We start from the raw sequence: 21101 nt of genomic DNA on the forward strand, positions 1-21101 counted from the left end.
ATGAAAAAATATCAACGCATGCATCTGATTTTTATCAGACAATACATCAAGCAAATCATGGAATACAAGGTGGATTTTGTGGTAGGTGTGTTGGGAGTCTTTCTGACTCAAGGCCTAAACCTCTTGTTTCTCAATGTCATCTTTCAACACATCCCCTCGCTAGAAGGTTGGACCTTTCAAGAGATTGCCTTTATCTATGGATTTTCCTTAATTCCAAAAGGATTAGATCATCTCTTTTTTGACAATCTCTGGGCTTTAGGTCAACGGCTAGTTCGAAAAGGGGAGTTTGACAAGTATCTGACTCGTCCTATCAATCCTCTCTTTCACATCCTCGTTGAGACCTTTCAGATTGATGCCTTGGGTGAACTTTTGGTCGGTGGCATCTTATTAACGACAACGGCGACTAGCATTGCTTGGACTCTTCCTAAATTCCTGCTTTTTCTAGTTTGTATTCCTTTTGCGACCTTGATTTACACTTCTTTAAAAATCGCGACAGCCAGCATCGCTTTTTGGACCAAGCAGTCAGGTGCTATGATTTACATTTTCTATATGTTTAATGATTTTGCCAAGTACCCGATTTCTATTTACAATTCGCTCCTTCGTTGGTTAATTAGCTTTATTGTACCTTTCGCCTTTACGGCTTACTATCCTGCCAGTTATTTCTTGCAGGGTAAGAATGGGCTCTTTAATATCGGTGGTTTGATTCTGATTTCCCTTGTCTTCTTTGTCATTTCTTTGAAACTATGGGACAAGGGCTTAGATGCCTACGAAAGTGCGGGTTCGTAAAAGCTAAAGTAAGACTAAAACCAAGAAAGGAACTGATGATGTTTGTAATTGAAGCAGTCAAGGATTTACGAGTTGGGCTGCTTATCAAGAAAGTGATGTAGTAGGGTTTATAAGTTTATCATATTCGAGTGAAGATTGTGCTGAAATTGATTGTCTAGGCGTGAAAAAATCATTCCAAGGTCAAGGAATTGGAAGGGAATTAACTACGACTATAGAAAGAGAAGCAGTCAAACAAGTGGACTACCTACAGGTCAAAACAGTCGCAGAAGGTTCAAATAAAGATTATGACCGAACAAATGTCTTTTATCGCAGTCTTGGTTTTAAAAAATTAGAGATTTTTCCATATTTATGGGATCCACAGAATCCATGTCAGATTCTGATTAAAAAGATCAACTAAAAGTGCTTGACATCCGCTATCAGAGTGCTATACTAAGAGGGTAATCGCCGATTTAGCTCAGTTGGTAGAGCAACGCACTCGTAACGCGTAGGTCACAGGTTCGATCCCTGCAATCGGCATAGGAAGAAACGGCTTTGAAGGAGCGAGACGACGAATGATGTTCATCACATATTCGTTCTGTCTCGTTTCTTTTTTTGACCGCATAGGCGCCATTTTTGACCGCTTAGTCAAAAGTCCTTGTCTCCATAGGAGCTCTCTGCTATCATAGAATCATCAAAGGAAGGCCCCCTTCCAACTATTGAAAATGAGGTATATGATGATGAAAAAATTTCTTGGACTTGCATTTATTCTTGCTGCTCTTGCGGTTGTCACAATGGGAATGGTTGGCTTTCCAAAGCTTGATGTGAATATCTGGCCTTTATTCCCCGTTCTCTTATTTGCTTTCTTTACTCTTGAAAATCTATTGAAAAAAGATTACAAGGCAAGTGTTATCTGTGCCTTGATTGCGCTGATGATTGCAAATGCGATCTACGATCTCTTGCCGGTTTCAAATGGCTTGGTCATCACAGCAGGTGTGCTCGCTTGCGTGGGCCTTAGTTTTCTTTTACCGGATAAGAATAGCAACAAATAAAGAAAGGAGGCTGGGACAAAAGTCCTAGCCTCTTAATTATTTTTGAATTGTCGAGCAAGACGCAGTGGTTGAGTGGGCTCTACTACGCTGATTTCATCAGCTTTTACAGCCCTACTCAACTGTGCGGAGGTGGGACGACGAAATCGAATTCTAACGAATGACCGATTTCTGTCCCACTCTCTCTTTACTTCTCAAAAACTACCTCTTGATGGGGGAAACATGCCACTTACTGAAAAGCCCTTGTTTTGTTTTCAACAGCTGTTATAATGGTACTATCAAAACGTTGGGAAAGGAGTTTTATGAAAGTTAGAATCGAATTGGATCCATCAATGGACGAGCCTGAGATCTTGATTCGAGCTCCGCGCTTGACCCCGGAGTTGACCCAGCTGCAAGAGAGAATCCTAGAACAAAAAGTCGCTCCATTAGCCTTCTACAAGGACCGAAGTGAGTATTTTCTAGATGTAGCATCGATCCTCTTTTTTGAGACGGATGGGGAGAAGATTTTTGGACACACCAAGGATGAGGCCTATGAGGTCAAGCAGAAGCTCTATGAGTTGGAGGAGCTGCTTCCCATCGCCTTTTGTCGGATTTCCAAATCCACCATTGTCAACGCAAAGCAGATCTACTCTCTGGAAAAGTCTTTTTCAGGGACCAGCACGGTCAATTTCTACCAGACCCATAAGCAGGTCCACGTATCTAGACGCTACTATCAACTCTTAAAAGAACGACTAAATGAAATGAGGTAATATTATGAGAAAAAAATTAATCGGAGTATTCTTAATCCTATTAGCAGCCTTACTCCTCTTACAAGGCTATTTTGTAAAATGGGACATCAGCATCTGGACCTTAGCTTGGGTCACCTTGCTTGCAGTCCTGTCTCTCTCTAGTTTCTTGAAACGCCATTTTGGTTGGGGCTTCATCTATGGACTTTTAGCCCTCTTTTGTCTCAATGGGCAATACCATTTCCTTCCGGTGTCCAATTCGGTTGTCATCCTTTCTTCCATTCTCGCTGTGATTGGGCTCAACATCTTGTTCAAACCCTCTAAGAAAACAAAAGCCCGCCTAGCTTCCTATTCTTCTGGTTCGATGAGTAAGTCTGATGGCAATGACATCGATGTCACTTTTTCCACAGTGACAAAATATCTCAATGACCAACACTTTACCCACGGAAGTGCAGATGTAAGTATGGGAGAAGCTTCGGTTTATTTTGACAATTGCCGGATTGAGGGTCCTTCTGCTCAGTTTGTTGTCGATGTTTCCCTTGGGAGTCTGAGCCTCTATGTACCAAGCGATTGGCGCGTCCATGTTAATGTGGATAATTCCCTCTCAGCGATCCAACATCAGGAAAATCCAAGTGCTCTCACTAGCAAGGATTTCTACATTACGGGCGATGTTTCCTTAGGAAATCTAGAAATTATCTATGTAGGAGCGAATTCGTTTTCTTAAGTCAGAAATTGAAAAACTTTGGCCAAAAGCTTGCCAAGAGAGATTTTTTTTGGTAATATAGTACGGTATGTGGTGCTAGCACATCCGTTATATTAGATCTAATAGGAGGAAACACAGAAATGGCTAAAGTATGTTATTTCACAGGTCGTAAGACTGTATCAGGTAACAACCGTTCACACGCTATGAACCAAACAAAACGTGCCGTAAAACCAAACCTTCAAAAAGTAACTGTCCTTATCGATGGTAAACCTAAAAAAGTTTGGGCTTCAGCTCGTGCATTGAAATCTGGTAAAGTAGAACGCGTTTAATAAAGAAAAAAGGCTGGGCATAAAGTGTCCAGCCTTCGCTTTTTGATAGGAATAGTAGCATGACGCAGTGGTTGATTGGAACTACTCATGTTTGAAACATTCGTACTTCCTAATCAACTGTGCGGGGGTGGGAAAATTGAAAAGGTTTGGGGAACCTTTTCAACTTTTTTTATTTTACGGAGTTCTTTCCCACTCCCTTTTCTTTTTCTCTAGAGACAGCTGTCACAGCGGGAGAAGAATAGTCCCTACCCTTTTACAGTTGACCTCTTTTATGGTAAAATAGAATATAAAATACTTTTGAGGTAGAAATTATGACAGTAAAAATCAATACAAAGGACGGTCAAATTGAATTGACTGATGAGGTTATCGCAACTGTTGTAGGCGGTGCTGCTACTGAGATCTTCGGTGTGGTTGGAATGGCCAGCAAAAATGCGATCAAAGATAATTTCCAAGCCCTCCTAGGGAAAGAAAACTTCTCTAAAGGTGTTGTTGTCAAAACAACGGAAGCAGGAACTATCGCAGTTGATGTTTACACTGTTTTGAGCTATGGAACAAAAATTAGCGAAGTCTCAAAAAATATTCAAGAACGTGTGAAATTTAGTTTGGAAAATCAACTTGGAATCACTACGGATACTGTGAATGTCTATATTCAAAATATCAAGATTGTGGGAGAATAATCGTGGCTAATATTACTACAAGTTTATTTCAAGAAATGGTTCAAGCGGGGGCTACGCGCTTAAATAAACAAGCGGAATATGTAAACTCTTTGAACGTCTTTCCTGTACCAGACGGGGACACAGGAACCAATATGGGAATGACCATCGAAAATGGGGCCAAAGAAGTATCGGACCGTTCTGCTTCAACTGTTGGTGAAGCAGCAGGGATCTTCGCTAAAGGTCTCTTGATGGGGGCGCGTGGGAACTCAGGAGTCATCACTTCTCAATTGTTCCGCGGATTTTCTCAAAGTGTCAAAGACAAGGAAGAATTGGATGGAGCAGCACTTGCAGCAGCCTTCCAGTCTGGTGTAGAAGTCGCTTATAAAGCCGTTATGAAGCCGGTTGAAGGTACCATTTTGACGGTTTCTCGTGGGGCAGCCATCGGTGCCAAGAAAAAAGCAGAATCTACCAATGATGCGGTAGAAGTCATGCGTGCAGCTCTTGAAGGGGCTAAAACAGCTCTTGCTAAGACTCCAGATATGTTGCCGGTCTTGAAAGAAGTTGGTGTGGTAGACTCTGGTGGTCAAGGGTTGGTCTTCATCTATGAAGGATTCTTGTCAGCCTTGACAGGTGAATTCATCGCTTCTGAAGAGTTCCAAGCAACACCTGCAACCATGTCAGAAATGATTAATGCAGAACACCACAAGTCAGTCGCTGGCCATGTGGCTACTGAAGACATCAAGTTTGGTTACTGTACAGAAATCATGGTCGCTTTGAAACAAGGTCCAACCTATGTCAAAGACTTCGATTACGATGAATTCCGTAACTATTTGAACAACCTTGGGGATTCCCTATTGGTGGTGAATGACGATGAGATTGTCAAAGTTCACGTCCATACAGAAGATCCAGGTCTTGTCATGCAAGAAGGTCTTAAGTACGGAAGCTTGGTCAAGGTCAAAGTCGACAACATGCGCAACCAACACGAAGCGCAAGTTGAAAAAGAAGAACGTCAAGCCAAACCAGTTGAAGAAAAAGAATATGCCATCATCGCAGTTGTTGCGGGTGACGGATTGGCTGATATCTTTAAAGCGCAAGGGGTGGATTACATCATCTCTGGTGGTCAAACCATGAACCCATCAACAGAAGACTTTGTTAAAGCTGTTGAAGAGTTGAATGCGCGCAACATCATTATCTTGCCAAACAACAAAAATATCTTGATGGCCGCTCAATCTGCAGCAGAAGTGATTGATCAACCAGCAGCAGTTGTAGAGACCAAGACTATCCCTCAAGGATTGACCAGTCTTCTTGCCTTTGATGAGAGCAAATCGATCGAAGAAAACTACGAACGCATGAGCGCTTCATTGGGCGATGTTGTGTCTGGTAGTGTGACGACAGCGGTTCGCGATACCACTATCGACGGCCTTGAAATCCATGAAAATGATAATCTTGGAATGGTCGATGGTAAGATCGTCGTTTCAAACCCAGATATGATGGAAACCTTGGAAGAAACATTCGCTCATATGTTGGACGAAGATAGTGAAATTGTGACCATCTATGTCGGTGAAGACGGCAGTGAGGAGTTGGCAAACGAATTGGCCCAAGCCCTTGCTGAGAAGTATGAGGATGTAGAAGTGGAAATCCACCAAGGTGGCCAACCAGTCTACCCATACTTGTTTAGTGTAGAATAATTGAACAGAAGGTTCCTTTCGGAACCTTTTTTTGTAGATAGAAAAAGAGGAGATTCCCTATGAAATCGATGTGATTTGGAGAAATTAAGACGGAAGTGAATCCTCCATTGAGGCTTTATTAGTGAAGAAAAGGGGACTTTGCAAAAAGTATCAAATTCATCAGTTTTTTATTCAAAATGAATGGCTTGAAATGAGGGGGAAATGGTTTGAAAAGTGGAGTTTTTAGACAAGAAAGACGCGATATGTTATACTGATAACAGTATGTGAAAGGAGAGTTATAAAAATGAAGAAATTTTTTGTAACCCTTGGGCTAGCCATTTTGGTATTGACTGGTTGTTCGCAATCCCAAACAAAGAAAACAACACTCGCTAGCTCTTCTAGCAGTTCCTCTGTTAAAAAAGAAGTAAAAAATGAAGAAAAAACCACAACCTTAGTTGGAGATATCAAGGGAACAAAACACCGGGATATCATCAAATCAAAGGGAGATAAGGTTGAAAACCTTCGTATCGAAGTGACAGCTGATCTACCCCAACAACTTGGGACTATCGCAGCAGAGAAGTCACCTGAAGAACTCACAGCAGCCATTCAAGCTTTGTTGGAACAAAATGAAGACTACAAGAAGTTAAAAAACGTTCCTGGTTTTAGCTTGGAATATAGTGTTACACCAGAGAAGAAATTGCTCTCAACCAGTGTGATTGACCTCAACCAAATTGATACCAAGTCTCTAGAAGAAATTTCTTACTTCAAAGATGCTGGTCTCAATGACTTGAAGAATATGAAGGCGGATGCCTTGGTCAAAGCCTTGAAATTGCATGGTATGAAAGAAGAAGGCCAGTAAGAAGAGAAAAAGTCGAGTGAAGTCACTCGGCTTTTTTTAGTGACATTTGTCATGTCAGCCAGTGACAAAATCATCTAGTGGCCGTTATTTTCTTTTCATATAATAAAGTCAGAAAGTAAGAGGAAAGAAAAATGAAACAATGGTTATTTAAGGTGTTTACGTTAACAGTGGTTGGAATGGTCATCTATTTGATCTTTTCAAAGGATGATAGCCTCTATTACCATTTCCCTTGGGAATTATTTGCTGGGCTTGGCATCATGAGCTGGGCGGTTCAAGAAGGATTGAAAATGCTCAAGGCGGTTAATAAGGAAATGGAGCAATGAAAAAAACGGGATTGACCTTGGTTGTTTTTGTCATCATTCCGGCTGGCCAAGCCTGGTTGAAAGGAGAGTATCATGAGTGTCATTAGAGTAGAAAACTTGAAAAAAAGTATCAAAGGAAAAGTGATTCTAGAAGATCTTTCTTTTGCGGTTGAACGGGGGGATTGTCTGGCCTTGATCGGGCCTAACGGAGCAGGGAAGACGACCTTGATGAATTGCCTCCTAGGGGATAGGAAGGTGACTTCTGGAATCATTGAAGTAGAAGGGAAGGCTCCTGGTCATCCTCGATTAAAGGCTAGTGTCTCTTATCTCCCTCAAGAGAATGCCGTCGTTCAAAAGTTAACTGTTCAGGAACTGATCAACTTCTTTCGCTCCATTTATCCCAATCCCTTAACAGGGCAAGAAATCGATGAGCTATTGCGTTTTAGTCTAGAACAAAAGAAACAATTGGCCAGTAAACTGTCTGGTGGGCAAAAACGTCTCCTATCCTTTGTTCTAACCTTGATTGGTCGTCCCAGTCTTTTGTTTTTGGATGAGCCAACGGCTGGAATGGATACGTCTACTCGCCAACGCTTTTGGGAGATTGTCGGGGATTTAAAGGAACAAGGCGTCACTATTGTCTATTCTTCCCATTACATTGAGGAAGTAGAGCATACAGCTGACCGGATCCTGGTCTTGCACCAGGGACGTTTGCTTCGAGATACGACGCCACTAGCTATGAGAAGTGAAGAGGTAGAAAAACATTTTACCCTGCCTTTGCGATACCAAGCTCTAGTGGCAGGGATGGACGGAATTGGTCAAGTGACTGTCAAACCTGATGCCCTTCAAGTTGTGACAGGCGATGCCAATCGCTTGTGGAGGCAATTGCAAGAAGAAGGCTGTTCGATCCAAGAGATCGAAGTGACCAATCGAAGTTTATTGGATTCTATTTTTGAAAATACAAAGGAAGTAGGTAGAGAAGATGAAACGCATGAAAGCTCTTGGCGTGGTTGAGTGGCATTTGACCAGACGTCAAGCCATTTATTATTTGTTATCAATTGGGATGCCCACGGCTTTTTATCTCTTCTTTTCAGGGATTTACCAGGACACACCAGGGGCACCTGCTCACTTTATGAGGGATTATCTCCTCTCCATGACGGCTTTTTCCATGATGTCTACGGCTCTATTTTCCTTTCCAACAGTTCTTGAAACTGATCGACTCAATAATTGGCAAAAAGTCTTGCGTCATACTCCCGTATCTATGGTAGAATATTATCTAATAAAGGTTGTCGGTCTCTTTGTCGACTTTCTCCTATCCATTGTAGTTGTCTTCACCGTGGGTCATGTAGTGCGGCATGTGAATATGCCCCTGCAGGATTGGATCCTTGCAGCCTTCCTTCTCATCTTAGGAAGCCTGGCTTTTGTAGCTATCGGTCTGGTCTTGACCTTGCTTCCTTCTAGTCAATTGATGTCGGTTGCGGGCAATCTCCTTTACATGGGACTGGCTGTCATGGGTGGACTATGGATGCCTATTAGTGTCTTTCCAGAATGGATGCAAGCCATTGGCAAGTGCCTACCAACCTATCAATTGATGGAACTGATCAAAACCTTTTTAAACAAGGGGCGGGTTAATAGCTTTGCTAGTCTTTATTTAACCTTGTTTACCCTGGTCTTGTTTGCTCTTGTCATCGTCTATCGTCGTCATTCTGAGGTTTGTTCATGATTGAAAAACTCAAGCGTATTCATTATATGTTTTACGCTAGCCTAGTCTTTATGGGATTCCCATTTATCTCTATTTTATTGGGTGAGGTTCCCTACTGGCACTTCTTTTTAGCCCTCTTGTTTATTGCTTCCTATCTAGGAATCTTGATTACTGAAAACAAAAAGCTGATCTGGATTTGTTGGCTGTACCTCCTAGCCTATGTAGCAGGAAATACTCTTTTTATTAACGCTAACTATTTTTGGTTTTATTTCTTCATCAGTAACCTGTTAGTCTATCACTTTGAGATTAGCAATTTTCGCTCTCCTTATCTTTGGACAGTTTTTCTATCGCAATTCCTACTTTTTGGAGTTATCTTTTTCAAACAGAATGCGATGGAGTATGAATGGGTATTTTTAATCATCATTTTCTTCTTTACCCATGCCATGACTTACGGCATGGTTCGGATTCGGATGATGGAAGAGTTGAAAGCTGACCATGCCAAGCAAAATGCCCAGATCAATCTTTTGCTGGCAGAAAACGAGCGCCATCGGATTGGCCGTGATCTGCATGACAGTCTGGGCCACACCTTTGCTATGCTCAGTGTCAAGGCAGACTTAGCCGATCAATTCTTAGCATTGGGTCAAGTTGAGAAGGCGCAGGAGCAGGTGCAAGAGATTCAAGCCATCAGTCAAGAGTCCATGCATCAAGTCCGAGAGATTGTGGAGAACTTGAAGCAGCGAACCCTGGCAAGAGAGTTGGAAACCGTCAAGCAAATGCTAGAAGTGGCGCAAGTCAAAGTAGAGATTCAAAACGAGCTCGATACAGCTAGCATCTCGCCGATCCTAGAGTCTGCTCTGGCCATGGTGTCTCTGGAATTAGCTACCAATATGATCAAACATGCCAAAGCGACGCAAGCCTTTCTCTCTTATCGCTCCACCGAGACGGGGGTGGAAATGGTCGCAGAAGACGATGGGATCGGCTTTGATAAGGTCTCCGATAAGGATCTGCACTCGATTCGCGAACGGATTGCCTTGTTGGGAGGAGAGCTAGATATCAGTCATCAATACAAGCCGACCCGGATAGAATTATGGATCCCCTATCAAGAAAGGAAATAAGATGCGCTTATTAGTTGCAGAAGACCAAAGTATGTTGCGAGATGCTCTCTGCCAGCTCTTACTTTTGCAAGAGGATGTAGAAGATGTCTTGCAAGCTGGCGATGGACAAGAAGCTATCCGTTTACTCGAAACCCATCCAGTTGATATTGCTATTTTAGATATCGAAATGCCCATCAAAACAGGGCTAGAAGTGTTGGAATGGGCCAAACGTCAACGACCCCAACTCAAGGTTGTCATCGTTACTACCTTTAAACGACCAGGCTATTTTGAACGGGCCCTCAAGGCCGGAGTAGATGCCTATGTCTTAAAAGAACGTCGCATTACAGATTTGATGGCGACTCTTCATGCAGTTTTAGCAGGGCAAAAAGAATATTCACCAGAATTAATGGAAGGAATCTTGACCCATCCCAATCCTCTAAGCTCTCAGGAGCAAGCGGTCCTAAAAGAAGTTGCAAAGGGAGCTTCTAATCAAGAAATTGCTGATCGTTTATTTCTCTCTAACGGAACTATCCGCAATTATATGTCGGCTATTCTGACCAAGTTGAATGCAGAGAACCGGACCGAGGCGGCGAAAATCGCCCAAGAAAAGGGATGGCTATAAGCAAGCAAAGTTTCTAGGATTCCTAGAGACTTTTTTGATTGGATTGTTCTTTTTTAGGAGAACTCTCATTATTCATATTTGGATAGAAAATTCAGAAAATTTGTGATTTTTACTTGAATTATTTTCCAAAAATGGTATGATAGTAGCATGCTCATTTGAGAAACAAAGTACTGGAAAGGAGAGACATGGAGAAAATTACCTTAGAAACTGCGAAAACCGGTTCAGAACTTGTCCTTGAAACCCTGCGTGATTTGGGAATCGATACGATTTTTGGTTATCCTGGTGGAGCCGTGTTGCCTTTATACGATGCTATTTATAGCTTTGAAGGTATCAAGCATATTCTTGGACGACACGAACAAGGGTGCTTGCATGAAGCTGAAGGCTATGCCAAATCAACTGGGAAGTTGGGTGTCGCAGTCGTCACGAGTGGACCGGGGGCTACTAATGCCATTACAGGGATTGCAGATGCCATGAGCGACAGTGTGCCTTTATTAGTCTTTACTGGACAAGTTAATCGCGCTGGAATCGGGAAAGACGCCTTCCAAGAAGCGGATATTGTGGGAATTACCATGCCCATTACCAAGTACAATTATCAAGTACGTGAGACGGCAGACCTTCCGCGGATTATTACAGAAGCTGTCCATATCGCGACGACCGGACGTCCTGGTCCGGTGGTGATTGACCTACCGAAAGACGTCTCTGCTATAGAGACAGATTTCATCTATGAACCAAGTGTGAAGCTTCCAAGCTACCAGCCAACCATTGAACCAAATGAATTGCAAATCAAAAAGATTTTGAAGCAATTGAGTAAGGCTAAAAAACCAGTTCTTCTTGCTGGTGGTGGGGTAAGTTACGCTGGGGCTGCAAAAGAGTTGATTGCTTTTGCAGAGCGCTATCAGATTCCAGTAGTGACCAGTCTTTTAGGTCAAGGAACGATTGCGACCAGTCATCCTCTTTTCCTAGGAATGGGAGGAATGCACGGATCCTTCGCTGCTAATATTGCCATGACAGAGACGGATTTCATGATTAGTGTTGGTTGTCGATTTGATGACCGTTTAACAGGTAATCCAAAAACTTTCGCTAAGAATGCTAAGGTTGCCCACATCGATATTGATCCTGCAGAGATTGGCAAAATCATTGCAATTGACATTCCAGTTGTCGGCGATGCGAAGAAGGCCTTGCAGCAGTTACTAGCAGAGCCAACGGTTCATAACAATACAGAAAAATGGATCGAAAAGGTAACCCAAGATAAGAACCGGGTTCGTTCTTACGATAAGAAAGAACGGGTTGTACAGCCACAAGCTGTGATCGAACGCATTGGAGAGTTGACTAAGGGTGACGCTATTGTCGTCACAGACGTTGGACAACACCAAATGTGGGCAGCTCAATACTATCCTTACCAAAATGAGCGCCAATTGGTGACTTCAGGTGGTCTAGGAACGATGGGATTCGGTGTTCCTGCAGCTATCGGAGCGAAAATTGCCAATCCAGATAAAGAAGTTGTTCTCTTTGTCGGAGATGGTGGTTTCCAAATGACCAACCAGGAATTGGCGATCTTAAATATTTATAAAGTTCCCATCAAGGTCGTTATGCTCAACAACCACTCGCTTGGGATGGTCCGTCAATGGCAAGAAGCCTTCTATGATGGTCGGACATCAGAGTCAGTCTTTGATAGCCTTCCAGATTTCCAATTGATGGCGCAAGCCTACGGGATCAAGAATTATAAATTTGATAATCCTGAAACCCTAGAGAAGGATTTGGAAGTCATCACAGAAGATGTACCAATGTTCATCGAAGTAGACATTTCTCGGAAAGAGCATGTCTTACCGATGGTACCAGCTGGTAAGAGTAATCATGAGATGTTGGGGGTGAAGTTTAATGCGTAGAATGTTAACAGCCAAACTTCAAAACCGCTCAGGTGTTCTGAACCGCTTTACAGGAGTTCTATCGAGACGTCAAGTCAATATCGAAAGTATCTCTGTTGGCGCAACAGAAAATCCTAACGTATCGCGGATTACCATCATCATTGATGTTGCTTCGCACGATGAAGTGGAGCAAATCATCAAACAGCTCAACCGCCAGGTGGATGTGATCCGTGTACGGGATATCACGGATAAACCACACTTGGAGCGCGAAGTGATCTTGGTGAAAGTTTCTGCACCAGCTAAGAAACGGGCAGAGATCTTGGCCATCATCCAACCGTTCCGTGCGACAGTGGTCGATGTAGCTCCGAGCTCGATTACCGTTCAAATGACGGGAAATGCAGAAAAGAGCGAGGCCCTCATTCGTGTCATTCGCCCGTATGGGATTAAAAACATCGCGCGCACCGGTGCAACCGGATTTACTCGAGATTAATTCTCACCTTAACATTGTTAACCCCGCCTTAAAAAGGCAAATAATAAAATAGAAAAGAGATTTTACTTATGGCAGTTCAAATGGAATACGAAAAAGACGTTAAAGTACCAGCACTTGATGGTAAAAAGATCGCCGTTATCGGTTATGGTTCACAAGGTCATGCCCACGCACAAAACTTGCGTGATTCTGGTCATGATGTGATCATCGGTGTGCGTCCTGGTAAATCATTCGATAAAGCAAAAGAAGATGGTTTTGAAGCTTACCCAGTTGCAGAAGCAACTAAATTGGCTGATATCATCATGATCTTGGCACCAGACGAAATCCAAAAAGATATCTACAAAGATGAAATCGCTCCAAACTTGAGCGCTGGTAAAGCTCTCGGATTTGCTCATGGTTTCAATATCCACTTTGGTTACATCAAAGCTCCTGAAGACGTAGATGTCTTCATGGTTGCACCAAAAGGACCAGGTCACTTGGTACGTCGTACTTACACTGAAGGATTTGGTGTACCAGCACTTTACGCTGTCTACCAAGATGCTACTGGTAATGCGAAAGACATCGCAATGGACTGGGCAAAAGGTGTTGGTTCAGCACGCGTTGGTCTTCTTTCAACAACCTTCAAAGAAGAAACAGAAGAAGATTTGTTTGGTGAACAAGCCGTTCTTATGGGTGGTTTGACAAGCTTGATCGAAGCTGGATTTGAAGTTTTGACAGAAGCTGGTTATGCCCCTGAATTGGCTTACTTCGAAGTACTTCACGAAATGAAATTGATCGTTGACTTGATCTACGAAGGTGGCTTCAAGAAAATGCGTCAATCATGTTCAAATACTGCGGAATTTGGTGATTTCGTAACTGGTCCACGTGTCATCGGTCCAGAAGTAAAAGAAAACATGAAAGCTGCCCTTGCTGATATCCAATCAGGTAAGTTTGCGCGTGAATTCGTTGAAGACCACGATGCTGGTTTCCCACGTTTGAAAGCCTTCCGCAAACAAGCTGAAGAACTTGAAATTGAAAAAGTTGGTGCTGAATTGCGTAAAGCAATGCCATTCGTTGGTCAAAACGACGATGACGCCTTCAAAATCTACAACTAATTGTCTGTAGAAGACTAAGCAAGTTGGGACACCCTGGCTTGCTTTTTTGATCAATACACAGCAACAGAGGTATGAAATGATAACAGCAAAAGATGTGGCCAAGGCCTATAAAATATTAAGAGGGGTCGTTGTTAATACGCCTCTTGAATACGACCACTATTTATCTGAAAAATATGGGGCAAAGATTTATTTGAAAAAAGAAAATGCCCAACGCGTTCGTTCTTTCAAAATTCGTGGTGCTTACTTTGCGATCTCTCAATTATCAAAAGAAGAGCGTGAGCGTGGGGTAGTGTGTGCTTCTGCGGGGAACCATGCGCAAGGGGTTGCTTATACTTGTAATGAAATGAAGATTCCAGCGACCATCTTCATGCCGATTACGACACCGCAACAAAAGATTGGCCAAGTCCGCTTCTTTGGTGGGGATTATGTAACAATCAAGTTGGTTGGGGATACCTTTGACGCGTCAGCTAAGGCGGCCCAAGAATTTACTCTTGCAGAAAAACGGACCTTTATTGACCCGTTTGATGATCCAAACGTACAGGCTGGTCAAGGAACAGTGGCCTACGAAATCCTTGAGGAAGCTCGAAAAGAATCGATTGCTTTTGATGCAGTCCTTGTTCCTGTAGGAGGTGGTGGCCTCATTTCAGGTGTTTCTACCTACATCAAAGAAACAGAGCCTAGGATTGAGGTCATTGGGGTAGAGGCCGAAGGGGCACGCTCCATGAAGGCTGCTTTTGAAGCAGGGGGCCCAGTCAAATTACCAGAAATTGATAAATTTGCAGATGGGATTGCCGTGCAAAAAGTAGGACAATTAACCTATGAAGTAACCCGTCAGCATGTGGAAACACTGGTTGGGGTCGATGAAGGTTTGATTTCAGAGACTTTGATTGATCTTTATTCTAAGCAAGGAATTGTTGCCGAACCAGCGGGAGCTGCTAGTGTGGCATCTCTAGAGATCTTGCGCGAATACATCAAGGGTAAAACGATCTGTTGTATTATCTCAGGTGGGAATAATGATATTAACCGCATGCCTGAAATGGAAGAACGTGCCTTGATCTACGATGGAGTGAAACACTACTTTATCGTAAACTTTCCACAACGTCCAGGGGCCCTTCGCGAGTTTGTAAATGATATCTTAGGGCCAAATGATGATATCACACGTTTTGAATACATCAAGCGCGCTAGTAAGGGAACAGGCCCTGTCTTGATTGGGGTTACTTTAGCCAATAAACATGACTATGCAGGCTTGGTCAACCGTATCGAGCGTTTTGATCCGTCTTTCATTAACTTGAACGGCAATGAAACACTCTATAATATGCTCGTCTGAGTATTATACAGAAACAATCGACCATTTAAGCAATATATTTTTAAGGAATATATTGCTTTTTTATCAATACTTGTGATATGATATGCGTAAATTAAAAGGAGGAACTTTTTATGCCTGGATTTATTATCTTTGTTTTATTCTTGCTACTGGTTGCAGGATTAATTGTGATTAGCTCACTATATGTGGTCAAGCAACAATCCGTTGCCATCATCGAGCGCTTCGGACGTTATCAAAAAATTAGCGATAGTGGCATTCATATGCGAGCGCCTTTTGGTATCGATAAAATTGCAGCACGAGTTCAATTGCGCCTCTTGCAGAGTGAGATCGTGGTTGAAACAAAAACTCAGGATAACGTATTCGTTACCATGAATGTGGCGACGCAATACCGAGTGAACGAAAGCAACGTAAAGGATGCCTACTACAAGTTGATGCGTCCAGAATCACAGATTAAATCATACATTGAAGATGCTTTGCGTTCTTCTGTTCCCAAGTTGACCTTGGATGAATTATTTGAGAAAAAAGATGAAATCGCCCTTGAAGTTCAAAAACAAGTGGCAGAAGAAATGTCAACTTATGGATATATTATTGTAAAAACCTTGATCACCAAAGTTGAGCCAGATGCCGAAGTGAAACAATCCATGAACGAGATCAATGCGGCGCAAAGAAAACGCGTGGCAGCTCAGGAATTGGCAGAAGCAGACAAGATCAAGATCGTTACTGCTGCCGAAGCTGAGGCGGAAAAAGACCGCTTGCACGGGGTCGGTATTGCCGAGCAACGGAAGGCTATTGTCGATGGATTGGCAGACTCTATTAAAGAGTTAAAAGGAGCCAATGTAGACTTGACCGAAGAGCAAATCATGTCTATTCTGTTAACCAATCAGTACTTAGATACCTTAAATAATTTTGCAGATAAGGAAGGGAATAATACGATTTTCCTACCAGCTAACCCAGATGGCGTCGAAAACATTCGTACACAAATATTATCAGCCCTGAAAGCAAAGTAAATTTTTTCTCATTTTTTAAAAAAGGTTCGTATTTTCAGCGATTTTAGTTGACAAAATGTGCAAAACAATTTATATTAGTATTGGAAATAATAATATAGGAGAAAGATCATGGCTAAATCGAACTTTGAAAAAGTAGAATCAGTTGTTGGATGGGTACGCGATAAGAAAATTACGGGATATCGTATCAGTAAAGAAACAAATGCCCGTGAAATGTCTATCATTGCCTTGGCTCAAGGACGTGCAAAAGTGAAGAACATCTCGTTTGAAACTGCACTCGGATTGATTGATTTTTATGACAAAAATCATCAAAAATTCGAAGATTAATTTGTTGTTCCAATTAAAAACCAGAGAGGCTTCCTCTCTGGTTTTTTCTATGCCTTAAAAGAAGAGGAGGTACAAAAAACAGCTTGCTTCCATATTGGTAAGCAAACTGTTTCAAGAGATTAGTGTAAGAAGCGTTGAAGGAATTCCTTGGTCCGTTCTTCTTTGGGATTACTAAAGATTTCTTTTGGATCTCCCTGCTCAGCAATGACCCCCTTGTCCATGAAGATGACACGGCTAGAGACATCGCGGGCAAATTCCATTTCGTGGGTGACAACAATCATGGTGAGACCTTCTTTTGCCAGGTCCTGCATGATTTTCAAGACTTCTCCAACCATTTCTGGATCTAGGGCAGAAGTGGGTTCATCGAAGAGAATGGCATCAGGATCCATAGAGAGGGCACGTGCGATAGCGACCCGTTGCTTTTGACCACCTGAAAGTTGTTTCGGACGGGCAGCCCAATATTGAGATCCCATACCGACTTTTTCAAGGTTTTCTTTGGCAACTTTTTCTGCGGTTTCACGATCACGCTTGAGGACGGTCGTTTGTGCCACAATGGTATTTTCCAAGACATTTAAATTTTCAAAAAGATTAAAGCTTTGGAAAACCATTCCCAATTTCTCGCGGTAGTGGGTAAGATCATATTCAGGGTCAAGAACATTTTGCCCACGATAGAGAATCTCTCCAGCAGTAGGAGTCTCTAGAAGATTGATGGAGCGAAGAAAGGTTGATTTTCCGCTACCTGAGCTCCCGATGATGGAGATCACCTCTCCTTTTTCAACCGTGAGCGAAATATCTTTCAAAACCTCATTTTGACCATAAGATTTTTTTAAATGTTTAATTTCAAGAATTTTTTCTGTCATTATTTCACCTCATTGACTTGCATTTGATTTGCACCTGTAGTATAAGTATCAGAATCTAAGCGACGTTCGATGTAGCGAAGAATTCGTGTGATGGTAAAGGTGAGAACGAAGTAAATCACAGCGATGATCGTAAAGGTTGGGAAGTATTGGTAGTTTTGAGTTGCGACCGTATTTCCTGTAAAGTACAGTTCAACTACAGAGATAACATTTAAAACAGATGTATCCTTGATGTTAATAACAAATTCATTCCCTGTTGCTGGCAAGATATTGCGAACAACCTGTGGAAGGACGACCTTGCGCATGGTTTGTCCATGGGTCATTCCTAGAGCAGTCGCTGCTTCAAACTGACCTGGATCCACTGCTAAGATCCCACCACGAACAATCTCACTCATATAAGCTCCGGTATTGATTGATACGATAAAGATGGCGGCCCAGGTACGATCCAAGGAAATGTTGAAGGCTTGGGCGGAACCATAGAAAATGACCATGGATTGAACGATCATCGGAGTTCCACGGAAGATTTCAATGTAGACATTGAGGAACCAACCAAAGGCAGTTTGACATCCAGCAAGGAATTTATTTTTAGCCTTCGGAGCTGTTCGGAAGACACCGATTAACAAACCGATAATCAACCCAGCGATAGTTCCAGTCATAGAGATTAAGAGGGTCATTCCAGTTCCCCGTAAGAACTGTGGGCCATTATCCTTTAAAATCTTCATCACTTGGCTAAAGAATGTCTGCTTATCATCACTAGCATCACTGGAAGCTGGTTGCTTCTTAATCATATCATCCATGAGTTTGACTTGGTCTTCAAACGAAATCTTAGCTAGTGCGGCATTGACTTGGTCAAGTCTAGTATCACCCTTCTTCATCCCGATAGCGATGGTCGCATCTTCTTCTCCAACTTCAAATCCTTTTTTGAATTGGATCATCTTAAATTTTGAATTAGCGGACTCAGCGGTTATGGCTTCTGGTCGTTCGGAAACATAAGCATCGATGACGCCGGATTCAAGCGCTTGACGCATTTGAGCAAAGTCTCCCATGGCGGTTTCTTGTTTTGCCCCTTTGAGTTGAGAAATGAGCGAGTAGAGGTAGACCCCTTGTTGAGAGGTAACCTTTGCATCTTTAAAGTCATCTAGACTAGTGGCATTCGCATAGTTTCCGTCTTTGCGGACCAGCATGACCGGCTCGCTGGTATAGTAGCTATTAGAGAAGGCGACCTCTTTTTTACGTTCAGCAGTGGGACTCATCCCGGCGATAATCATATCGATTTTACCAGATGTGAGTGCTGGAATTAAACCGTTCCAAGATGTTTTCACGATCAAAGGTTTTTTACCTAAATCCTCAGCAACTTTTTTGGCGATTTGGACATCGTACCCATTGGCATATTGGTTGGTACCATCAATCTTCACGGCTCCATTTGAATCATCTTCCTGGGTCCAGTTGAAAGGAGCGTAAGCGGCTTCCATCCCAATTCGTAAATAGTCATCTGCATGAGCAACCTGTGTGATGCCTAGGCAAATGAAAAGCCCTGTTAAGAGCGCGAATAATGTTTTTTTCATTTTTTCTCCTCTTCCTTATTTTAACTCTTCCTATTGTACGGTAAAATAGGTTGCATTTCAAGCATGCTCCTCTTTTTATTTAAAAAATGCTATAATAATACAAAGGAGCGTGATCAAATGAAAAAGTATTTGTATGTTTTTTTCGCCTTTCTGGCCTGCCTTTTTGTTAGTCAGAACGTCCATGCATCTAGCCCCTCTTATGATGTATTGTACTATGGTGGAACCTTGACCTTGGACAACTGGGACGACGCCACCTATGAGGAGGAGTTGGTCTATTATTTCAAAGATTCTTACAGAGGGCAGTATGTTAGTCTAGGAACGGCGGGGAATATGCCACAAGGCTTCGCAATTGAGATGCCACCAAAGGTTGAGGTGGAAGGCCGTGATCTTCAAAGAGAACCCGAGATTACGAATCTAGGTGATGGCTACCGGGTGAAAATTTATAACAGTGGTGTGGCGACAGATACAGTCAAAATTAAAGTCACATGGAAATTAAAAAATCTTCTTTATTCACACAAGGATATCTTGCAGTTAAACTGGAAACCAATTACTGATGGTGATCAGAAGGTGGATGAAGTTCAATTTCGTGTCATCCCTAAGTTTGCACCAGCTAATGCCCAATCGGAACTGTATATCCATACAGCCTTTATGGGACCGGATGTGACTGTAAAGAAAGAAGATGGAATCTATTCTGCCACTTTCTATAACCTAGGCAAAGGAAAGGCTGTGGAGTTGTATGGTTACTGGTTGAAGTCAGATCTAACTACTTTGTATGATTCTGGTCGAAATACAGGATTAACCAAATTGGATGAATTTCACAAGAACCAAGCTAAAATTGAACAGGAAAAATACTGGACACGCATGTTTTGGAACTGGATCTTGCCAGCCTTCATTATTGCACTCTGGCTTCTTTCTCTCTTGGGTCGCAATCGGTTCAAAAAAATGATTTGGCCTGGTGTGACCTATCCGACCAATACTCGTCTTTATGAGATTCCACAGGATATTGCACCTCTTGTTATGAGCTCGGTTGTTTATTCAGCTGAATTAGACGAGGCCTCCCCGACCAATAAAGAGAAGGCAACTCCGCCAGTGTTTACATTTGAAAAAATGCTTCAAGCTACATTGCTGGATTTGATGGATCGTGGAGTGATTGTCTACGAGCAACAAGGAAATGAAGTCGTTTTGACGAGAAAGTCTCATGGACATGTGGATGATTTTGAACGCTCCTTTATGAATATGGCTTTTGGGGATCAAGTTTCCTGTCCTGTTAACCGTCTCTTTGAGAATTATGAATTTAGTGATGATGTATACAAACATGCTAAAAAAGCAGATCAAGATGCGATTCGTTCACTAGGAAGTAAGGCTCAGGCTCGTTTTGATACGGCTGTCAACCAAGTGGCCCGAGATGTTCATCGCAAGGTGGAAGATCTCCATTTGCCAAGCTACTATCGCCCTTTAGAGGCAAATGAAGAAGCACAAGCTAGACGAAGTCTCTTCTTTGGTTGGGCTGCTTGGTTTATCGCTCTTGGAGCAGAAATCTTTGCTATCTTTGGGATGGGTTGGTTCTCTGTTCCTTGTTTGATAGGGATCCTCATACTTTGGTTTATGCCAGTGCGCTTCAATGGTGTCTTTAAAGCCTGCCTACGAGATGGGGTTGTCAATCTTGCGGGTGCTGAGCAACGCTATTACTGGGATAGTTTTGGTCGGATGTTGAAAGAGATTGCCCACCTCAACGATGCAGAGTTGCAGTCTCTTGTCCTATGGAACCGCTTATTGGTCTATGCGGCCTTGTATGGTGTAGCCGATCAGGTCACAAAGGTCATGAAACTTCGGAATATTCAGTTAGAAAATCAAGCCTTAAATGCTTTCGTTTACACCCCATTCTATCATGATGTGACCCACTCAAGTCATGCCATGTCTACTTATGGATCGACAGCATCGACAGCTAGTCATTTCACAGTTTCTTCTGGTAGTGGAGGAGGCTTCTCTGGCGGAGGAGGCGGAGGAGGCTTTGGTGCCTTCTAAGCAGCACTAAGAATGGTCTTAGTCTCTCTTACCCTTCTAGTTTGGAAGGCCTGGTCCGGTCCATAGATTTATGATATAATAGAGCA

Annotated in this window: 22 protein-coding genes, 1 tRNA gene and 1 pseudogene; 22 read left to right on the plus strand and 2 right to left on the minus strand. The window is 42.5% G+C overall.

What is annotated here, in order from left to right:
• From NML76_RS07045 to NML76_RS07145, 21 genes and pseudogenes are all read left to right on the plus strand, one after another.
• Positions 1 to 786, plus strand: coding sequence for an ABC transporter permease (locus NML76_RS07045; RefSeq protein WP_254733136.1), 786 nt, complete (start codon positions 1 to 3; stop codon positions 784 to 786).
• Positions 744 to 1183: pseudogene (locus tag NML76_RS07050) on the plus strand (GNAT family N-acetyltransferase). Before NML76_RS07045 ends, NML76_RS07050 begins: the two are co-directional and overlap by 43 nt.
• A gap of 46 nt (positions 1184 to 1229) precedes the next feature.
• Positions 1230 to 1302, plus strand: a tRNA-Thr gene (locus NML76_RS07055).
• A gap of 200 nt (positions 1303 to 1502) precedes the next feature.
• The gene (locus NML76_RS07060; RefSeq protein WP_254733178.1) at positions 1503 to 1814 is read left to right on the plus strand and encodes a hypothetical protein; all 312 of its coding nucleotides are present in this window, start codon (positions 1503 to 1505) and stop codon (positions 1812 to 1814) included.
• Positions 1815 to 2113: 299 nt separating this feature from the next.
• On the plus strand, positions 2114 to 2560 hold the full coding sequence (locus tag NML76_RS07065) for a LytTR family DNA-binding domain-containing protein (protein ID WP_003004160.1): 447 nt from the start codon (positions 2114 to 2116) through the stop codon (positions 2558 to 2560).
• 4 nt (positions 2561 to 2564) lie between these two features.
• A complete protein-coding gene (locus NML76_RS07070) occupies positions 2565 to 3260 on the plus strand; it encodes a hypothetical protein (protein WP_254733139.1) in 696 nt (231 codons plus the stop codon).
• A gap of 119 nt (positions 3261 to 3379) precedes the next feature.
• On the plus strand, positions 3380 to 3568 hold the full coding sequence (gene rpmB / locus NML76_RS07075; protein WP_001140948.1) for a 50S ribosomal protein L28: 189 nt from the start codon (positions 3380 to 3382) through the stop codon (positions 3566 to 3568).
• A gap of 311 nt (positions 3569 to 3879) precedes the next feature.
• Positions 3880 to 4245 (plus strand): Asp23/Gls24 family envelope stress response protein, encoded by a 366-nt coding sequence (locus NML76_RS07080; RefSeq protein ID WP_003004393.1) that lies wholly within the window; start codon positions 3880 to 3882, stop codon positions 4243 to 4245.
• Positions 4246 to 4247: 2 nt separating this feature from the next.
• A complete protein-coding gene (locus NML76_RS07085; RefSeq protein WP_013904691.1) occupies positions 4248 to 5912 on the plus strand; it encodes a DAK2 domain-containing protein in 1665 nt (554 codons plus the stop codon).
• Positions 5913 to 6195: 283 nt separating this feature from the next.
• Positions 6196 to 6750: an SP0191 family lipoprotein gene (locus NML76_RS07090; protein WP_254733141.1), complete on the plus strand. Its 555-nt coding sequence runs from the start codon at positions 6196 to 6198 to the stop codon at positions 6748 to 6750.
• A gap of 131 nt (positions 6751 to 6881) precedes the next feature.
• The gene (locus NML76_RS07095; RefSeq protein ID WP_254733143.1) at positions 6882 to 7073 is read left to right on the plus strand and encodes a hypothetical protein; all 192 of its coding nucleotides are present in this window, start codon (positions 6882 to 6884) and stop codon (positions 7071 to 7073) included.
• Between the two features lie 72 nt (positions 7074 to 7145).
• On the plus strand, positions 7146 to 8063 hold the full coding sequence (locus NML76_RS07100; protein ID WP_254733145.1) for an ABC transporter ATP-binding protein: 918 nt from the start codon (positions 7146 to 7148) through the stop codon (positions 8061 to 8063).
• Entirely contained in the window at positions 8032 to 8772 is a 741-nt protein-coding gene (locus tag NML76_RS07105) for an ABC transporter permease (protein WP_254733147.1), read from the plus strand. The genes NML76_RS07100 and NML76_RS07105 overlap by 32 nt, the downstream gene beginning before the upstream one ends.
• Positions 8769 to 9866 carry a sensor histidine kinase gene (locus NML76_RS07110; protein WP_254733149.1) on the plus strand — a complete coding sequence of 366 codons (1098 nt, stop codon included), beginning with the start codon at positions 8769 to 8771 and terminating at the stop codon, positions 9864 to 9866. The genes NML76_RS07105 and NML76_RS07110 overlap by 4 nt, the downstream gene beginning before the upstream one ends.
• 1 nt (position 9867) lies before the next feature.
• Positions 9868 to 10467: a response regulator transcription factor gene (locus NML76_RS07115; protein WP_254733151.1), complete on the plus strand. Its 600-nt coding sequence runs from the start codon at positions 9868 to 9870 to the stop codon at positions 10465 to 10467.
• Positions 10468 to 10652: 185 nt separating this feature from the next.
• Positions 10653 to 12353 (plus strand): acetolactate synthase large subunit, encoded by a 1701-nt coding sequence (locus NML76_RS07120; protein WP_049523042.1) that lies wholly within the window; start codon positions 10653 to 10655, stop codon positions 12351 to 12353.
• Positions 12346 to 12822 carry an acetolactate synthase small subunit gene (gene ilvN, locus NML76_RS07125; RefSeq protein ID WP_254733153.1) on the plus strand — a complete coding sequence of 159 codons (477 nt, stop codon included), beginning with the start codon at positions 12346 to 12348 and terminating at the stop codon, positions 12820 to 12822. Before NML76_RS07120 ends, ilvN begins: the two co-directional genes overlap by 8 nt.
• 68 nt (positions 12823 to 12890) lie before the next feature.
• Positions 12891 to 13913, plus strand: a complete 1023-nt coding sequence (gene ilvC, locus NML76_RS07130) for a ketol-acid reductoisomerase (protein WP_003004157.1) — start codon at positions 12891 to 12893, stop codon at positions 13911 to 13913.
• A gap of 76 nt (positions 13914 to 13989) precedes the next feature.
• On the plus strand, positions 13990 to 15240 hold the full coding sequence (gene ilvA, locus NML76_RS07135) for a threonine ammonia-lyase IlvA (RefSeq protein ID WP_049490461.1): 1251 nt from the start codon (positions 13990 to 13992) through the stop codon (positions 15238 to 15240).
• A gap of 110 nt (positions 15241 to 15350) precedes the next feature.
• Positions 15351 to 16244, plus strand: coding sequence for an SPFH domain-containing protein (locus NML76_RS07140; RefSeq protein WP_254733155.1), 894 nt, complete (start codon positions 15351 to 15353; stop codon positions 16242 to 16244).
• A 108-nt stretch (positions 16245 to 16352) separates the two neighbouring features.
• A complete protein-coding gene (locus NML76_RS07145; RefSeq protein ID WP_003004771.1) occupies positions 16353 to 16568 on the plus strand; it encodes a hypothetical protein in 216 nt (71 codons plus the stop codon).
• 119 nt (positions 16569 to 16687) lie between these two features.
• Here the strand turns inward: NML76_RS07145 and NML76_RS07150 are convergent, their stop codons facing one another.
• Positions 16688 to 17428, minus strand: coding sequence for an amino acid ABC transporter ATP-binding protein (locus tag NML76_RS07150; RefSeq protein WP_254733157.1), 741 nt, complete (start codon positions 17426 to 17428; stop codon positions 16688 to 16690).
• A complete protein-coding gene (locus tag NML76_RS07155) occupies positions 17428 to 18990 on the minus strand; it encodes an ABC transporter substrate-binding protein/permease (protein ID WP_254733159.1) in 1563 nt (520 codons plus the stop codon). Before NML76_RS07155 ends, NML76_RS07150 begins: the two co-directional genes overlap by 1 nt.
• A gap of 117 nt (positions 18991 to 19107) precedes the next feature.
• Here NML76_RS07155 and NML76_RS07160 point away from each other — a divergent pair, with 117 nt between their 5' ends.
• Positions 19108 to 21015 carry a DUF2207 domain-containing protein gene (locus NML76_RS07160; protein ID WP_254733161.1) on the plus strand — a complete coding sequence of 636 codons (1908 nt, stop codon included), beginning with the start codon at positions 19108 to 19110 and terminating at the stop codon, positions 21013 to 21015.
• Positions 21016 to 21101 lie beyond the last annotated feature (86 nt).

This window comes from Streptococcus sp. CF8_Ac1-9 (assembly GCF_024295565.1).
Classification (GTDB): domain Bacteria; phylum Bacillota; class Bacilli; order Lactobacillales; family Streptococcaceae; genus Streptococcus; species Streptococcus parasanguinis_X.

Excerpts from the sequence above, each read along its gene's own strand:
- ilvC (WP_003004157.1), top strand. The coding sequence starts at position 12,891 with ATGGCAGTTCAAATGGAATACGAAAAAGACGTTAAAGTACCAGCACTT.
- NML76_RS07045 (WP_254733136.1), top strand. The coding sequence starts at position 1 with ATGAAAAAATATCAACGCATGCATCTGATTTTTATCAGACAATACATC.
- NML76_RS07115 (WP_254733151.1), top strand. The coding sequence starts at position 9,868 with ATGCGCTTATTAGTTGCAGAAGACCAAAGTATGTTGCGAGATGCTCTC.
- NML76_RS07090 (WP_254733141.1), top strand. The coding sequence starts at position 6,196 with ATGAAGAAATTTTTTGTAACCCTTGGGCTAGCCATTTTGGTATTGACT.
- ilvA (WP_049490461.1), top strand. The coding sequence starts at position 13,990 with ATGATAACAGCAAAAGATGTGGCCAAGGCCTATAAAATATTAAGAGGG.
- NML76_RS07080 (WP_003004393.1), top strand. The coding sequence starts at position 3,880 with ATGACAGTAAAAATCAATACAAAGGACGGTCAAATTGAATTGACTGAT.
- ilvN (WP_254733153.1), top strand. The coding sequence starts at position 12,346 with ATGCGTAGAATGTTAACAGCCAAACTTCAAAACCGCTCAGGTGTTCTG.
- NML76_RS07070 (WP_254733139.1), top strand. The coding sequence starts at position 2,565 with ATGAGAAAAAAATTAATCGGAGTATTCTTAATCCTATTAGCAGCCTTA.
- NML76_RS07155 (WP_254733159.1), bottom strand. The coding sequence starts at position 18,990 with ATGAAAAAAACATTATTCGCGCTCTTAACAGGGCTTTTCATTTGCCTA.
- NML76_RS07145 (WP_003004771.1), top strand. The coding sequence starts at position 16,353 with ATGGCTAAATCGAACTTTGAAAAAGTAGAATCAGTTGTTGGATGGGTA.
- NML76_RS07100 (WP_254733145.1), top strand. The coding sequence starts at position 7,146 with ATGAGTGTCATTAGAGTAGAAAACTTGAAAAAAAGTATCAAAGGAAAA.
- NML76_RS07140 (WP_254733155.1), top strand. The coding sequence starts at position 15,351 with ATGCCTGGATTTATTATCTTTGTTTTATTCTTGCTACTGGTTGCAGGA.
- NML76_RS07060 (WP_254733178.1), top strand. The coding sequence starts at position 1,503 with ATGAAAAAATTTCTTGGACTTGCATTTATTCTTGCTGCTCTTGCGGTT.
- NML76_RS07110 (WP_254733149.1), top strand. The coding sequence starts at position 8,769 with ATGATTGAAAAACTCAAGCGTATTCATTATATGTTTTACGCTAGCCTA.
- NML76_RS07105 (WP_254733147.1), top strand. The coding sequence starts at position 8,032 with ATGAAACGCATGAAAGCTCTTGGCGTGGTTGAGTGGCATTTGACCAGA.
- NML76_RS07065 (WP_003004160.1), top strand. The coding sequence starts at position 2,114 with ATGAAAGTTAGAATCGAATTGGATCCATCAATGGACGAGCCTGAGATC.
- NML76_RS07160 (WP_254733161.1), top strand. The coding sequence starts at position 19,108 with ATGAAAAAGTATTTGTATGTTTTTTTCGCCTTTCTGGCCTGCCTTTTT.
- rpmB (WP_001140948.1), top strand. The coding sequence starts at position 3,380 with ATGGCTAAAGTATGTTATTTCACAGGTCGTAAGACTGTATCAGGTAAC.
- NML76_RS07120 (WP_049523042.1), top strand. The coding sequence starts at position 10,653 with ATGGAGAAAATTACCTTAGAAACTGCGAAAACCGGTTCAGAACTTGTC.
- NML76_RS07150 (WP_254733157.1), bottom strand. The coding sequence starts at position 17,428 with ATGACAGAAAAAATTCTTGAAATTAAACATTTAAAAAAATCTTATGGT.
- NML76_RS07095 (WP_254733143.1), top strand. The coding sequence starts at position 6,882 with ATGAAACAATGGTTATTTAAGGTGTTTACGTTAACAGTGGTTGGAATG.